Consider the following 13,354-nt stretch of genomic DNA (forward strand, 5'->3'; position numbering starts at 1 on the left):
TTTCGACTGCAGGATCACTATCCCAGCACCTTCCGCGACCGCCGAACCCGCCGTCTCAGGATCCGGCCAGCAGCGTCAGGCCGAGCCCGATCATGGTCACCGCCACCAGCGCGTCCAGCACCCGCCAGGCGGCCGGTCCCGTGAGACAGCGGCCGAGCAGCCGGGCGCCGAATCCGAGCGCGGCGAACCAGCACAGGCTGGCCAGCGCCGCCCCCAGGCCGAAGGTCCAGCGCAGGTCGCCGTGGCCGGCGGCGAGCGAGCCGAGCAGGAACACCGTGTCCAGGTAGACGTGCGGGTTCAGCCAGGTCATGGCGAGGCAGGTGAGCACGGCCCGCCGCCGGGAACCGGCCGCCTCGCCCTCGGCGCGCAGGCCGCCGCCGCCCGGACGCAGCACCCGGCGGGCGGCCAGGACGCCGTAGCAGAGCAGGAAGGCACCGCCGACCACGCCGACCGCCCGCACCGCGCCCGGCCACGCCGCCACCAGCGCGCCCACCCCGCCGACGCCGAGCGCGATGAGGGCGGCGTCGGACAGGGCGCAGATGCCGACGACCGCGAGGACGGCGTCCCGGCGGACGCCCTGGCGCAGGACGAAGGCGTTCTGGGCCCCGATGGCGACGATGAGCGAGAGGCCACTGCCGAATCCGGCGGCAGCGGCGGCGAGAGTGCTGGACATGTCCTCGACGGTAGGGAAGCGATCTCTGTACGTACAGCTAAGGATTCTTACGTACCCTTAGCACGACTGCAGACGGGAGCAGATCGTGGACCTTCCTCTCGACCAGGTGCGGACGCTGCTGGCGGTGGTGGACGAGGGCACCTTCGAGGCGGCGGCCGCGGCCCTGCACGTGACGCCGTCGGCGGTGAGCCAGCGGGTCAAGGCGCTGGAGATGCGGACGGGCCGGGTGCTGCTGCGGCGCACCAAGCCGGTGCGGCCCACCGAGTCCGGCGAGGTGCTGGTGCGGTTCGGCCGCCAGCTGGCCCGGCTGGAGCGCGACGCGCGCCACGAACTGGGCATGAGCAGCGCCGGGGAGCCGACCCGGGTGTCGGTCGCGGTCAACGCCGACTCGCTGGCGACCTGGTTCCTTGAGGCGCTCGACGGGCTCCCGCACGTCTTCGTCGAACTGCGCCGCGAGGACGAGGAGCACACGGCCTCGCTGCTGCGGGAGGGGCTGGTGATGGCGGCGGTGACCTCGTCGCCGGACGCGGTGCCCGGCTGCTCCGTGCGCGCGCTCGGCCGGATGCGGTATCTGCCGGTGGCCGCGCCCCGGTTCGCGGCGGCGCACGTCACCGGGCCGCTGGCGGAGGCCCTTGGGAACGCGCCGGTGATCGTGTTCGACCGGGTGGACGACTTCCAGGACGGGTTCGTACGACGGCTGGGCGGAGCGGGCGCGGCGGAGCTGCGGCACTACGTGCCGACGTCGGAGGGGTTCCTGGACTCGGTGACGGCGGGCCTGGGATGGGGCATGGTGCCGGAGGCGCAGGCCGAGCCGCGGCTGCGGGACGGCCGGCTGGTACGGCTCGGAGGCCCCGAGCTGTGGGTGGACACGCCCCTGTACTGGCAGCAGTGGAAGCTGGATTCGCCGGCGCTCGGGGCGCTGGCGGACGCGGTGGCGCGGGCGGCACAGGGCGCGCTGCGCCGGCCGTAGGCTCCGGTCACGGGGGCGCGTCCGGGTGGCGTCCGGCGCTCTCCAGCAACATCTCCAGTGCCGTCGGATACGCGCTGGTCACCATGCGTCTCGCCAGCAGCGGTGCCGCCTCGGCGATGCGGGGGTGGGTCGCGGGCGACAGCCGGGCGTACGTGGAGTGCCACTTGGCCTCGTCCGCGCGCAGCGCGTCCCGCGGCAGCGCCAGCGACGCCGCGTCCAGGGCGGCGAAGGCCAGGGTCTGGTCGATGAAGGCGTGGTAGACGCGGACCGTCTCCGCCAGCGGGAAGCCCGCCGTGCGCAGGACGTCGAGGATCGCCTCGTCCGCCGCGAGTTCCTGCGCCCGGCCCGTCACCCGGCTCGCCGTCAGCAGCGCGGCCTGCGGGTGGGAGACGTACTCGGCGTGGATGCGCAGGCCGATCGTGCGCAGGTCGGCCCGCCACTCCCCCGTCGGCACCCAGCCGGCCAGCGCCTGGCCGATCAACGCGTCACCGATCGCCAGGGTCAGTTCGTCCATGCCCCGGAAGTACCGGTACAGGGTGCTGGGATCGCAGTCCAGGGCCAGGCCCAGGCGGCGGGCGGTGAGGCCCGCGCTGCCGTGCTCGCGCAGCAGCCGCAGGGCGGTCGCCACGATGAGCCGTTCGGACAGCACGGTGCCGCCGCGGGTGGGCCGGCGCCGGCGGCGCTTCTCCTCCGGTACCACCGGTTTGGGCATCGGGCGCGCTCCCTGGGGTTCGGGTGCCGGGCGTTCTTATGCCAACGCCATTGACCTTATGCCACGGTCCGGCGTTTGATTCCGGCCGGGCGCCCCCGTACTCGTCCTCGCACACTGTTCGAGAAGGAGAATCCGCCATGCGCGTACTGCTCGTGGGAGCCGGTGGTGTGGGCACCGCCGTCACCCGGATCGCGGCCCGTCGCCCGTTCTTCGAGGCGATGGTGGTCGCCGACTACGACCCGGCCCGCGCCGAGGCGGCCGTGGCCGCCGTCGGCGACGACCGCTTCCTCGCGGAGCGGGTCGACGCCGGCGACGAGACGGCCGTGGCCGCACTGCTCGCCCGGCACGGCTGCGACGTGCTGCTCAACGCCACCGACCCGCGCTTCGTGATGCCGCTGTTCCGGGCGGCCCGCGAGGCCGGCGCCGGCTACCTCGACATGGCGATGTCGCTGTCCCGGCCGCATGCCGAGCGGCCGTACGAGGAGTGCGGCGTGAAGCTGGGCGACGAGCAGTTCGCGCGGGCCGGGGAGTGGGAGGAGGCGGGCGCGCTGGCGCTCGTCGGGATGGGCGTGGAGCCGGGACTCTCGGACGTGTTCGCGCGGTACGCGGCCGACGAACTCTTCGACGAGATCGAGGAGATCGGCATCCGCGACGGCGCGAACCTGACCGTGGACGGCTACGACTTCGCGCCCTCCTTCAGCATCTGGACCACGATCGAGGAGTGCCTGAACCCGCCGGTCGTGTTCGAGAAGGACCGCGGCTGGTTCACCACCGCGCCCTTCAGCGAGCCGGAGGTGTTCGACTTCCCGGAGGGGATCGGACCGGTCGAGTGCGTCAACGTCGAGCACGAGGAGGTCCTGCTCGTGCCCCGCTGGGTGGACGCGCGGCGGGTCACCTTCAAGTACGGGCTCGGCGGCGAGTTCATCGACACGCTGAAGACGCTGCACCTGCTCGGCCTGGACAGCACCACGCCGGTGACCGTGCCCGGCCCCGGCGGCCCGGTCGCGGTCTCGCCGCGGGACGTGGTCGCCGCTTCGCTGCCCGACCCGGCGACCCTGGGCGACCGGATGCGCGGCAAGACCTGCGCGGGCACCTGGGTGCGCGGCGTCAGGGACGGGCGGCCGCGCGAGGTGTATCTCTACCACGTCGTCGACAACGAATGGTCGATGGCGGAGTACGGTTGTCAGGCCGTGGTGTGGCAGACGGCCCTCAACCCGGTCGTCGCCCTCGAACTCCTGGCCACCGGCGCGTGGTCGGGCTCGGGCGTCCTCGGTCCGGAGGCGTTCCCGGCCCGCCCGTTCCTCGACCTGCTGACCGAGTACGGCTCGCCCTGGGGTCTGCGCGAACAGTGACCGCCCGCGAATTTCCTGGGACTTGACCGTTTCGGAGGCGTCGACTCCGGTGACCCGGAACCGAGTACGCGCCGAAACGGCAGAGTCGACATGGATCGCAGGTGAATTCGATGACGGAGGACTGGCGAGACCACGCCGTGTGCCGCGAGGAGGACCCCGACCTCTTCTTCCCGATCGGCACCACCGGGCCTTCGCTGCACCAGACGCGGCGCGCGAAGGCCGTCTGCGAGCGCTGCCCGGTCCAGGAAGCGTGCCTGGACTGGGCGATGGACACCGGGCAGACCGTCGGTATCTGGGGCGGTACGACGGAGGCGGATCGCAGGCTGCTGGCCCGGCGCCGCCAGCGGGCCGCGCGCCGGTTCAGCTGACGTCGGGCGGCGCCTCGGCGGCCGGCAGCCGCAGGGTGAACTCGGCGCCCCTGCCCGGCTGGCTCGCCGCCTCGACGGTCCCGTCGTGGGCGGCGACCAGGTGGCGCACGATGGGCAGCCCGAGTCCACTGCCCCCGGTACGGCGGCTGCGGGACTTCTCCGCCCGCCAGAACCGCTCGAAGACGTGCGGCAGGTCGTCGGGGGCGATGCCCTTGCCGGTGTCGGCGACGGTGAGCCGGATCCCGTCGCCGTCCCGGCGGGCCGCCAGGGTCACCGTGCCGTCGGGCGGGGTGTGCCGGATCGCGTTGGAGACCAGGTTGCCCAGCGCCTGACGCATCCGCACCGGGTCGGCGTCGAGCCAGACCGTGCCGTCGGCGTCGGTCACCAGGGTGACCGACGCCGCGTCGGCGGCCACCCGGTGGGCGGCGGCGACCTGCTCGAACAGGTCGGCGACGCGCACCGGTTCGCGGTGCATGCGCAGCGTGCCGGCGTCGGCTGCCGCCAGGTCCTGGAGGTCGTCGATGATCCGCTGGAGCAGCAGCGCCTCCTCGTGCAGCGACGCCAGCAGCGCCGGGTCCGGGTCGACCACGCCGTCCCGGGTGACCTCAAGCCAGCCGCGGATGTTGGTGAGCGGGCTGCGCAGTTCGTGGGCGATGTCGCTGACCATCGCCTTGCGCTGCTCCTCCAGGCGTTCCCGGCGCTCGGTGAGGTCGTTGAACGCCTCGGCCAGCAGTCCGGTCTCGTCCCGGGTGCGCACCGGCGCCCGCGCGTGCAGTTCGGGCGGCTGGCGCACGGCGAGGGTCAGCGCGCGCAGCGGCCGCACGAGCCGGGTGGCGACCACGGCGGTGACGGCGACCGTGAAGGCGAGGACCAGTCCGGCGGCGCCGACGATCTTCGCCTTGTTGGCCCGGGACATGTCGAACCGGGGCGCCGTCTGGTCACCCAGGCCGAGGAAGAGTTCGGCGGCAGGTGCGGCGTACGGTTCGAGCTGGGTGCGGCGGGCGCCGGTGACGCAGCCCTTGGCGAGCTGGTCCGTCTGCGCCTGGTCGCGCCTGGCCTGCTTGGTGGTGAAGAGGAAGCTGCCGGTGACGGGGTTGCGTCCGCTCTGGTCGAAGGTGAGGTAGAGCTGTCCGGCGAGGTCGAGGTCCTTGCTCCGCAGGCAGGGGCGGACCAGGTCGGTCAGGGTGGCGAGGGCCTTCGCCTCGGTGCGGGTGGCGCCGAGGAACCCCTTCTTCATCGCCATGAACGGGTCGTCCAGGCCGCCGCAGCCGATCGAGCGGAACGCCGAGGTGTCGGTGCCGTCGTCGTCGACGAGGTAGGGCCGGCCGCTCGGGGTGTGGGCGACGGTGGTCCTGATGCCGTAGGAGTCGTAGCAGTACCGCTCCTTCTCCGCGACCGCGTCCAGTTCCCCGCGTTCCTTGGCCGACAGCCGGTAGGGGCCGACGACACGCGGGTCGATGCCGCTGAGCTGGGCGCCGGACTCGGTGTAGGTGTCGGTGTGCAGCGGGTCGATGGCCGCGGCCGGGCGCGGCGGGAGCGCGGTGCCGCGGGCCGCCGAGTCGGCGATCAGGGTGCGGTCGGCGGTGGTCAGCGCGATCCTGCGGCCGGTCTCCGCGGCCAGCGCGCGGACCGTGTGCCGCACCCCGCTCCAGTCGGGGTGGTCCGCGGCGTAACCGCTGAGCCGGGCGAGGATCTTGTTGTCGGCGGCGAGGTCCTGGCCCTGCTCCTCCTCCAGGGCGCTGGTGGTGGTCGTCACCGCGAGCCAGGCGGTGGCGGCGACCGAGCACGCGGCGATCAGCACCGAGGCGAACAGCAGCCGGACCAGGAGCCGTTTGCGCCACGGTATCCGGGTCCTCACGGCCGGCCGCCGCTCAGCTTGTAGCCGACGCCGAACACGGTCTGCAGCCGTTTCGGCCGCCGGGGGTCGGCCTCGATCTTCCGGCGCAGGTTCATCACGTGGACGTCGACGGCCCGTTCGGTGGAGGCCCGGTCGAAGCCGCGGGTGCACTGCAGCAGCTGGCGCCGGGTGAAGACCCGGTCGGGTTCCCCGGCCATGGCGAGCAGGATCTGGAACTCGGCCGGGGTCACCTCCACCGGCACTCCGTCGCAGCGCACCTCGTGCCGTACCGGATCCACGCTGATCCCGGCGGCGGTCACCGCCGGCTCCTCGCGCACGGCGGCGCCGCGCCCGCTGCGCCGCAGGACCGTCCGGATACGGGCCATCAGCTCACGGGGGCTGTACGGCTTGGTCATGTAGTCGTCGGCGCCCAGCTCCAGGCCGAGCAGCACGTCGTCCTCCCCGGACCGGGCCGTGAGCATCAGCACCGGGATCTCCGGGTCGCCGCCGCGCAGCACGCGGCAGACGCCGAACCCGTCGATCACCGGGAGCATCAGGTCGAGGACGACCAGGTCGGGCCCGAGCCGCCGGGCCGCGTCCAGCGCGGCGGCTCCGTCGTGGACCACGGTCGCGGTGTGGCCCTCGGCCAGCAGGCTCCGCCGGATCAGCTCGGCCTGCATCGCGTCGTCCTCGGCGACCAGTACATGTGCGCACACAGGTTCGGATCCTAGACGCGGTGTCCGGCGGGCTACTGGGCGAGCCAGTCGGCGTACCCCATGACGACGACCGGATGCCGTCCCGGGTCCAGGGTGCGCAGCAGGTGCTTCATGTGCGCCTTGGCGACGCTGACGCAGGCGTGCGTCGGACCACCGTGGTCGACGTGCAGCCAGACGCCGCCGCCGCGTCCCGCGCCCATCGGGCGGGTCCAGTCGAGCGGCGAGGTGCCGGGCTCGCGGTTGTAGTTGATGGCGACGACGTAGTCGAAGGAGCCTTCGAGCGGCTCGCCCTCGAAGCCGGTGCCGGGCGAGTGGAAGCCGTACCCGTGGTCGTAGGGCAGCCTGCTGCCCGGGTCGGGGAGCAGGCCGCCGGCGTCGGTGAGGCCGTACACGCCGACGGGCGAGCGCAGGTCTCCGGCCATGTGGTGCTCGCTCCAGCCGTCCCTGCCGTTGTGCGCGGGCCAGTTCGCGCCGGCCTGCCAGACGCTGTCGTCGCGCTCGTACAGGACGACGCTGGAGACGGGCGAGTTCTTCCCCCGGCCGCGGGCGACGACGACCTGCTCGGCGTGGCCGGGTATCGCTGCCGCGGTCCGGGGTCCCAGGCCCGGTATGCCGGTGGGCCGAGGGGTGTTGCTCTCGGAGGTGGGGGCGGCCGTCGTCGGCGCCGGCCGGTCGTCGTCCGACCGGCTCGGCGCTGCCTCGGCACCGGCCCCGCAGCCCGAGAGCAGGAGCGGGGAGGCGACGAGGGCGACAGCAGTTCTGCGATGGATCATGAGATCGACTCTGGCCGACGAATGTAAGAAACTCGTCAGCTTTCAGAGCTCCTTCGGGGCAGCGGGCCACCCCCAACGGCCCGCGCCCGGACCGCTACGGCTTGCCCTTCTTGTACAACCACGTCTGGAACAGGGACGTGAGATCTTTGCCCGACTGCCCTTCGGCGAGCTTCACAAACTCCGCGGTGGTTCCGTGCCCGTAGCGGTGCTCGGTGGCCCAGGCGCGCAGAATCCGGAAGAACACCGCGTCCCCGACGGCCTTCCGCAGCTCGTGCAACGCCATCGCGCCGCGCGCGTACACCGGCGTGCCGAAGATGTTCGCGCCGCTGCCCGGGTCGGCCGGCGGATACGCCCACAGGTCGTTGCCCGCCGGCTTGGCGTACAGCGCGTCGAACGTCTTCTGCGCGCTGGCGCCTCCGTGCTGCTCCTCGTAGAGCCACTCCGCGTACGTCGCGAAGCCCTCGTTGAGCCAGATGTCCTTCCAGGCGGTCAGGGAGACCGAGTCGCCGAACCACTGGTGGGCGTTCTCGTGCACCAGGGTGTCGAGGTCGGGCGCGGAGTCGTAGATCGGCCGGCCCTGGGTCTCCAGGGCGTAGCCGACGTTCGGCGCGTGGTCGACGATCGAGCCGGCCGAGCGGAACGGGTAGGGCCCGAACAGCTTGCTCTCCCACTCCAGGACCGACGGCAGCTTCTTCAGGACGGCCGCCGACCGGCTCGCCTCGCGCGGGTCCACGGCGTTGTACACCTTGATCCCGTCGCGGGTGGTGTACTGCTGCACCTTGAACGTGCCGACGGTGGCGGTGGCGAGGTAGGCGGCCATCGGCTCGCTCTGCCGCCAGCGGAAGGTGGTGCGGCCGCCGGAGGTGTGCTGCCCGAGCAGGACGCCGTTGGCGACGGCGGTGCGTCCCTTGGGGACGGTGAGGGTGACGTCGTAGGACGCCTTGTCCTTGGGGTGGCTGTTCGCCGGGAACCAGGTCATCGCGCCCTGCGGCTCGTTGGCGACGAACGCGCCGTCGTCGGTGCGGATCCAGCCGTCGGGCGAGCCGTCGGGGTCGGTGACCTGCTTCGGGGTGCCGCCGTAGGTGACGGTGACCTGGAACTGCCGGCCCTTGGCGAGCGCGCGGGACGGCGTGACGGCGAGTTCCTGTCCGCTGCGGCTGAAGCGGGCGGTGCGTCCGTCGACCGTGATCCGGGTGACCTTCAGGCCGCTGAGGTCGAGGTCGAAACGGGTGAGCCTCTGGGTGGCCCAGGCGGTGAGGACCGCCTTCCCGTCGAGGTGGTGCGAGGAGGTGTCGTAGCGCAGCGTCAGGTCGTAGTGGCCGACGTCGTAGCCGCCGTTGCCGCTGAGCGGGAAGTAGGGGTCGCCCGCGCCCGCCGCGCCGATCGTGCCCGCCGAGGCCGTTCCGGCCGCGGCGAGCAGGGCCGCCACGGCGACCGGGACGGTGGCGAGGACGGCCTCGCGGCGGAGGACTGCGGTACGTCTGCTTGCACCCTGCACCTGCACGAGCGCTCCTTCGAGGGGGTGGCCGGTGATCACTGGCCCACAGACTAGGCGCGCGGGCGTCCGCGTTTCCCCCTCATTCTGGTCAAGCCGCGCCGCGTCCGCAGCCGGTGGCGCGGCCCCGCCGCGTACCCTCGCGGCACCGCCGCCGAGCCGAGAGGACCCGACCGTGAGCGTGCGCGTGCGCAGGATCTACGAGACGCCCGAGCCGGAGGACGGGGTGCGTGTCCTGGTGGACCGGCTGTGGCCGCGCGGGGTGTCGAAGGAGGACGCGCACGTGGACGAGTGGCCCAAGGGGCTGACCCCGTCGAACGAGCTGCGGCGGTGGTTCCACGACGGCGGCTCCTACGAGGAGTTCACCAGCCGCTACGAGGCGGAGCTGGCCGCTCCCGAGGCCGCCGCGCTCCTCGACGGCCTGCGGAGGACGGCCCGCGCGGGCCGCGTCACCCTGGTCACCTCGTCCAGGAACCCGGACGAGAGCCACGCCTCGGTACTGGCGCGGCTCCTCGCCGCCTAGGCGGTCTGCCGGGCCGCGGCGCGGCCGGCCGCTCGGCCCGAGAAGAGGCAGCCGCCGAGGAAGGTGCCCTCCAGGGCGTTGTAGCCGTGCACACCGCCGCCGCCGAAGCCCGCCACCTCGCCGGCCGCGTAGAGTCCCTCGATCGGCCGTCCGTCGGCGGCCAGGGCGCGGGAGTCCAGGTCGGTCTGGATGCCGCCGAGGGTCTTGCGGGTCAGCACGTGCAGCCTGACGCCGATCAGCGGCCCGGCGGCCGGGTCGAGGATGCGGTGCGGGGAGGCGACCCGGCCGAGGCGGTCGCCGATGTAGCGACGGGCGTTGTGGATGCCCTGGACCTGGGAGTCCTTGCTGTAGGAGTTGTCGATCTGCAGGTCGCGGGCGACGATCTGGCGGCGCACCGCGGCCGGGTCCAGGAGTGCCTTGCCGGTGAGCGCGTTCATCTTCTCGACCAGCTGATCCAGCGAGTTCGCGGTCACGAAGTCCGCGCCGTTGTCGACGAAGGCCCGCACCGGGGCCGGGGCGCCCTTGCCGAGCAGCCGGTCGCGGAGCACGGCCTTGCGGTCCTTGGCGGTGATGTCCGGGTTCTGCTCGGAGCCGGAGAGCGCGAACTCCTTCTCGATGATCTTCCGGGTGAGGACGAACCAGGAGTGGTCGTGGTCGGCGATGTCCTCGGTGGTGCGCAGGTACTTGAGGGTGCTGAGGGTGTCGTAGCCGGGCAGGCAGGGGTCGGGCAGCCTGCGGCCGAGGGCGTCCAGCCAGATCGAGGACGGGCCGGGCAGGATGCGGATGCCGTGGCCGGGCCAGATCGGGTTCCAGTTCTGGATGCCCTCGGTGTAGTGCCACATGCGGTCGCGGTTGACCAGGCGCACGCCTGCCTCGGCGCTGATGTCGAGCATCCGGCCGTCCACGTAGGCGGGCACCCCGGTGACCATCTCGCCGGGAGGCGTGCCGAGGCGTTCGGGCCAGTAGCGGCGGACGATGTCGTGGTCGGCGCCGATGCCTCCGGAGGTGACGACGACCGCCTGGGCGGTGAGTTCGAAGTCGCCGGCGCGGTCGCGGTTGGAGGCGACACCGCGCGCCGAGTCGTCGGGGGCGAGGACCGTGCCGCGCACGCCGCGGGCCGCGCCGTCCTCGATGACGAGTTCGTCGACCCGGTGGCGGTGCAGGAAAGTGAGCAGCCCGTCGCGGGCGGCCTGCCGGGCGTACCGGACGAAGGGTTCGACGACGCCGGTCCCGGTGCCCCAGGCGATGTGGAAGCGCGGCACGGAGTTGCCGTGGCCGGTCGCGCGCAGGTCGCCGCGTTCGGCCCAGCCGACGGTCGGCAGCAGGCTGATGCCGTGGCTCCGCAGCCAGGGCCGCTTCTCGCCGGACGCGAACTCGACGTAGGCGCGCGCCCAGCGCACCGCCCAGGAGTCCTCGTCGTCCTCGCGGTCGAACTGGGCGCTGCCCCGCCAGTCGTTCCAGGCCAGGTCCAGGGAGTCCTTGATGCCGAGGCGGCGCTGCTCGGGCGAGTCGACGAGGAAGAGCCCGCCGAAGGACCAGAACGCCTGGCCGCCGAGGTTGGCGGCGTTCTCCTGGTCGACCAGGGCGACCCGGCGGCCCTTGCTGGTGAGTTCGTGCGCCGCGACCAGGCCGGCGAGGCCCGCTCCGACGACGATGACGTCCGCGTCCATGGCGACCGTTGCCTCTCTTGTCCGAAGGACTTATCCGAAGGGGGTGCTGCCGTCGGTCAGCAGCGCGGTGAGCAGGTGCTTGAGCCAGGCGCGGGCCCGGTCGACGTCCCGGTCGAGGAGCAGTTGGGTGGTCACGCCGTCGTAGGCGGCGACCACCGCGTGGGCGGCGCCGTCCGCGTCGCCGAGCACCGCCGGGACCGGGGCGTGGCCGTGGGCCCGGAAGAGCCGGTCGGCGATGGCCCGGCGGAGCCGGGCCCGGTGGTCGAGGAGGGCCTCGGCGACGGCCGGCTCCCGGGCCGCGTGCACCAGGAAGTCGGTCTTCACCAGCAGCCAGTCCACGTCGAGGAGCAGGACGTCGGTGACCCGGTCCACGGAGGCCGCCACGTCCAGGTCCGGGCGGTCCAGGGCGAGGGCGTCGGCGACCTGCCGGGCGATGAGGTCGGCGCGGTCGCGGTAGAGGGCGAAGAACAGTTCGTCGAGGGTGGCGAAGTTGGAGTAGAAGGCGCCCCGGCTGAACCCGGCGGCCTCGCAGACCTCCTCGATGGAGACGCGTCCGAAGCCTTTGGCGGCGAACACGGTGAACGCGGCGTCGAGCAGCCGGGCCCGGGTCCGCACCCGGCGCCGGGTCACCCGCGGGGACGTGCCGTCCACTGTCATGTCCCGACCTCCGTTCGATACACGAACGTATCCGATACATGAACGTATCGAAAGCCCCCGGACCGACCCGGTCACCGCCCCCGCGGCCCTCGACAAGATCGAATGGGAACACATTTTCGATTAGGGGTACGCTGGCTCCATGGCCACGCACCTCCAGGGCTCCCTGTTCGACCAGACCGACGTGCCGCGGCTCGGCGCCCTCACCGGCGCCGGCCGGACCGAGCTGGGCTCCGGCGCCTGGATCGACGTGCTGCCCGGCTGGCTGAGCGGCGCGGACCTCCTGTTCGAACGACTGGCGGCGGACGTCCCCTGGCACGCCGAGCGCCGCACGATGTACGAGAGCGTCGTGGACGTCCCCCGGCTGCTCGCCTTCTACGGCGCCGCCGACCCGCTGCCCGACCCCCTCCTCACCGAGGCACGGGAGGCGCTCACCCGGCACTACGCCGGAGAACTGGGCGAGCCCTTCACCACGGCGGGGCTCTGCTACTACCGCGACGGCCGCGACAGCGTCGCCTGGCACGGCGACCGGATCGGCCGCGGCGACCGGGAGGACACCATGGTCGCGATCCTCTCCGTGGGCGCGCCCCGAGACCTGCTGCTGCGTCCGCTGCGCGGCGGCCCGTCGGTCCGCCGCCCGCTGGGCCACGGCGACCTGATCGTGATGGGCGGCTCCTGCCAGCGGACCTGGGAGCACTGCGTACCGAAGACCGCGCGGGCCGCCGGGCCGCGCATCAGCGTCCAGTTCAGGCCGCACGGGGTGCGCTGAACCGGGTCCCCCTCAACGGACACCCCGGCCCGTCTGGTTGGCTGTCCTCCGGTTCGGACAGGACGCCGCGGGAACGTCGGAGAGATCATGCGCGCAGAGGTACACGAAGTCGCCAAGGGCATCTACCTGGTGCACGGCCACCACACCAACTGGGTCATCCTCAAGGACGGCGACGCCGTCACGCTGGTGGACACCGGCTACCCCGGCGACCGGCCGGGACTGCTCGGCTCGCTGGCGGAGGTGGGCAGTTCGCCCGAGGCGGTCACCGCCGTCCTCATCACGCACGCGCACAACGACCACCTCGGCTCGGCCGAGTACCTGCGCGACGCCCACGGCACCCCGGTCTACCTGCACGAGGCCGAAGTACCGCACGCGCGGCGGGACTTCCTCCAGCAGGTCGCCGTCGGGGCGGTGCTGAAGAACGCCTGGCGGCCGGGGGTCGTGCCATGGCTGGTGCACGTCCTGCGGGTGGGCGGCACCGAGCAGCATCCGGTCACCTCACCCGAGGCGTTCCCGATCGCCGACGGCCCGCTCGACCTGCCCGGCCGGCCCGTCCCGGTGCACACGCCCGGCCACACCGACGGGCACGCCGTCTACCACCTGCCGGACGCCGGGATCGTGATCTCCGGCGACGCCCTGGTCAGCGGCCACCCCACCTCGCGCCTGGCCGGACCGCAGCTGCTGCCCGACATGTTCCACCACGAGCGCTCCCGCGCGGTGGAGTCGCTCGGCGTCATCGAGGCCCTCGACGCCGACGTGCTGCTGCCCGGCCACGGCCCCGTGCACCACGGATCCGTGCGGGCGGCCGCCCGGCTGGCCCGCGAACGCGCCGTCTAGGGCCG

General features: G+C 73.0%; 14 protein-coding genes. 6 read left to right on the top strand and 8 right to left on the bottom strand.

Features of this window, described 5'->3' with window-relative positions; genetic code table 11:
• Positions 1–55: 55 nt before the first annotated feature.
• Positions 56–673 (bottom strand): LysE/ArgO family amino acid transporter, encoded by a 618-nt coding sequence (locus ACIRQ9_RS25915; protein ID WP_404178010.1) that lies wholly within the window; start codon positions 671–673, stop codon positions 56–58.
• Positions 674–755: 82 nt separating this feature from the next.
• Here ACIRQ9_RS25915 and ACIRQ9_RS25920 point away from each other — a divergent pair, with 82 nt between their 5' ends.
• On the top strand, positions 756–1,643 hold the full coding sequence (locus tag ACIRQ9_RS25920) for a LysR family transcriptional regulator ArgP (protein WP_404178449.1): 888 nt from the start codon (positions 756–758) through the stop codon (positions 1,641–1,643).
• 7 nt (positions 1,644–1,650) lie between these two features.
• Here ACIRQ9_RS25920 and ACIRQ9_RS25925 read toward each other — a convergent pair whose 3' ends face one another.
• Positions 1,651–2,355 (bottom strand): TetR/AcrR family transcriptional regulator, encoded by a 705-nt coding sequence (locus ACIRQ9_RS25925; RefSeq protein ID WP_404178013.1) that lies wholly within the window; start codon positions 2,353–2,355, stop codon positions 1,651–1,653.
• A gap of 137 nt (positions 2,356–2,492) precedes the next feature.
• Here ACIRQ9_RS25925 and ACIRQ9_RS25930 point away from each other — a divergent pair, with 137 nt between their 5' ends.
• Both ACIRQ9_RS25930 and ACIRQ9_RS25935 read left to right on the top strand, forming a co-directional pair.
• Positions 2,493–3,707: a saccharopine dehydrogenase family protein gene (locus ACIRQ9_RS25930; RefSeq protein WP_404178016.1), complete on the top strand. Its 1,215-nt coding sequence runs from the start codon at positions 2,493–2,495 to the stop codon at positions 3,705–3,707.
• Between the two features lie 110 nt (positions 3,708–3,817).
• Positions 3,818–4,075 carry a WhiB family transcriptional regulator gene (locus ACIRQ9_RS25935; RefSeq protein ID WP_404178019.1) on the top strand — a complete coding sequence of 86 codons (258 nt, stop codon included), beginning with the start codon at positions 3,818–3,820 and terminating at the stop codon, positions 4,073–4,075.
• Here the strand turns inward: ACIRQ9_RS25935 and ACIRQ9_RS25940 are convergent.
• The 4 genes from ACIRQ9_RS25940 to ACIRQ9_RS25955 all read right to left on the bottom strand — a co-directional run bounded on the left by ACIRQ9_RS25940 (position 4,068) and on the right by ACIRQ9_RS25955 (position 8,905).
• Positions 4,068–5,933, bottom strand: a complete 1,866-nt coding sequence (locus ACIRQ9_RS25940) for a sensor histidine kinase (RefSeq protein WP_404178021.1) — start codon at positions 5,931–5,933, stop codon at positions 4,068–4,070. The genes ACIRQ9_RS25935 and ACIRQ9_RS25940 overlap by 8 nt on opposite strands.
• A complete protein-coding gene (locus tag ACIRQ9_RS25945) occupies positions 5,930–6,628 on the bottom strand; it encodes a response regulator transcription factor (protein ID WP_404178023.1) in 699 nt (232 codons plus the stop codon). Before ACIRQ9_RS25945 ends, ACIRQ9_RS25940 begins: the two co-directional genes overlap by 4 nt.
• A 32-nt stretch (positions 6,629–6,660) precedes the next feature.
• Positions 6,661–7,401, bottom strand: a complete 741-nt coding sequence (locus tag ACIRQ9_RS25950; protein WP_404178025.1) for a L,D-transpeptidase family protein — start codon at positions 7,399–7,401, stop codon at positions 6,661–6,663.
• Positions 7,402–7,495: 94 nt separating this feature from the next.
• The gene (locus ACIRQ9_RS25955; RefSeq protein WP_404178029.1) at positions 7,496–8,905 is read right to left on the bottom strand and encodes a M1 family metallopeptidase; all 1,410 of its coding nucleotides are present in this window, start codon (positions 8,903–8,905) and stop codon (positions 7,496–7,498) included.
• A 166-nt stretch (positions 8,906–9,071) separates the two neighbouring features.
• Between ACIRQ9_RS25955 and ACIRQ9_RS25960 the strand changes: the two genes are divergently transcribed.
• Positions 9,072–9,419 (top strand): DUF488 domain-containing protein, encoded by a 348-nt coding sequence (locus tag ACIRQ9_RS25960; protein WP_404178032.1) that lies wholly within the window; start codon positions 9,072–9,074, stop codon positions 9,417–9,419.
• Here ACIRQ9_RS25960 and ACIRQ9_RS25965 read toward each other — a convergent pair.
• Positions 9,416–11,089 carry an FAD-binding dehydrogenase gene (locus tag ACIRQ9_RS25965; RefSeq protein ID WP_404178035.1) on the bottom strand — a complete coding sequence of 558 codons (1,674 nt, stop codon included), beginning with the start codon at positions 11,087–11,089 and terminating at the stop codon, positions 9,416–9,418. The genes ACIRQ9_RS25960 and ACIRQ9_RS25965 overlap by 4 nt on opposite strands.
• Positions 11,090–11,119: 30 nt before the next feature.
• Positions 11,120–11,746 (bottom strand): TetR/AcrR family transcriptional regulator, encoded by a 627-nt coding sequence (locus ACIRQ9_RS25970; RefSeq protein ID WP_404178038.1) that lies wholly within the window; start codon positions 11,744–11,746, stop codon positions 11,120–11,122.
• 139 nt (positions 11,747–11,885) lie between these two features.
• Here ACIRQ9_RS25970 and ACIRQ9_RS25975 point away from each other — a divergent pair, with 139 nt between their 5' ends.
• Both ACIRQ9_RS25975 and ACIRQ9_RS25980 read left to right on the top strand, forming a co-directional pair.
• The gene (locus ACIRQ9_RS25975) at positions 11,886–12,512 is read left to right on the top strand and encodes an alpha-ketoglutarate-dependent dioxygenase AlkB (protein ID WP_404178041.1); all 627 of its coding nucleotides are present in this window, start codon (positions 11,886–11,888) and stop codon (positions 12,510–12,512) included.
• 87 nt (positions 12,513–12,599) lie between these two features.
• On the top strand, positions 12,600–13,349 hold the full coding sequence (locus ACIRQ9_RS25980) for an MBL fold metallo-hydrolase (RefSeq protein WP_404178044.1): 750 nt from the start codon (positions 12,600–12,602) through the stop codon (positions 13,347–13,349).
• Positions 13,350–13,354 lie beyond the last annotated feature (5 nt).

The sequence above is a fragment of the Streptomyces sp. NPDC101237 genome (assembly GCF_044767465.1).
GTDB lineage: Bacteria > Actinomycetota > Actinomycetes > Streptomycetales > Streptomycetaceae > Streptomyces > Streptomyces gramineus.

Coding starts and splice junctions, on each gene's coding strand:
- ACIRQ9_RS25980 (WP_404178044.1), top strand. CDS start 12,600: ATGCGCGCAGAGGTACACGAAGTCGCCAAGGGCATCTACCTGGTGCAC.
- ACIRQ9_RS25970 (WP_404178038.1), bottom strand. CDS start 11,746: ATGACAGTGGACGGCACGTCCCCGCGGGTGACCCGGCGCCGGGTGCGG.
- ACIRQ9_RS25965 (WP_404178035.1), bottom strand. CDS start 11,089: ATGGACGCGGACGTCATCGTCGTCGGAGCGGGCCTCGCCGGCCTGGTC.
- ACIRQ9_RS25950 (WP_404178025.1), bottom strand. CDS start 7,401: ATGATCCATCGCAGAACTGCTGTCGCCCTCGTCGCCTCCCCGCTCCTG.
- ACIRQ9_RS25930 (WP_404178016.1), top strand. CDS start 2,493: ATGCGCGTACTGCTCGTGGGAGCCGGTGGTGTGGGCACCGCCGTCACC.
- ACIRQ9_RS25915 (WP_404178010.1), bottom strand. CDS start 673: ATGTCCAGCACTCTCGCCGCCGCTGCCGCCGGATTCGGCAGTGGCCTC.
- ACIRQ9_RS25975 (WP_404178041.1), top strand. CDS start 11,886: ATGGCCACGCACCTCCAGGGCTCCCTGTTCGACCAGACCGACGTGCCG.
- ACIRQ9_RS25925 (WP_404178013.1), bottom strand. CDS start 2,355: ATGCCCAAACCGGTGGTACCGGAGGAGAAGCGCCGCCGGCGCCGGCCC.
- ACIRQ9_RS25935 (WP_404178019.1), top strand. CDS start 3,818: ATGACGGAGGACTGGCGAGACCACGCCGTGTGCCGCGAGGAGGACCCC.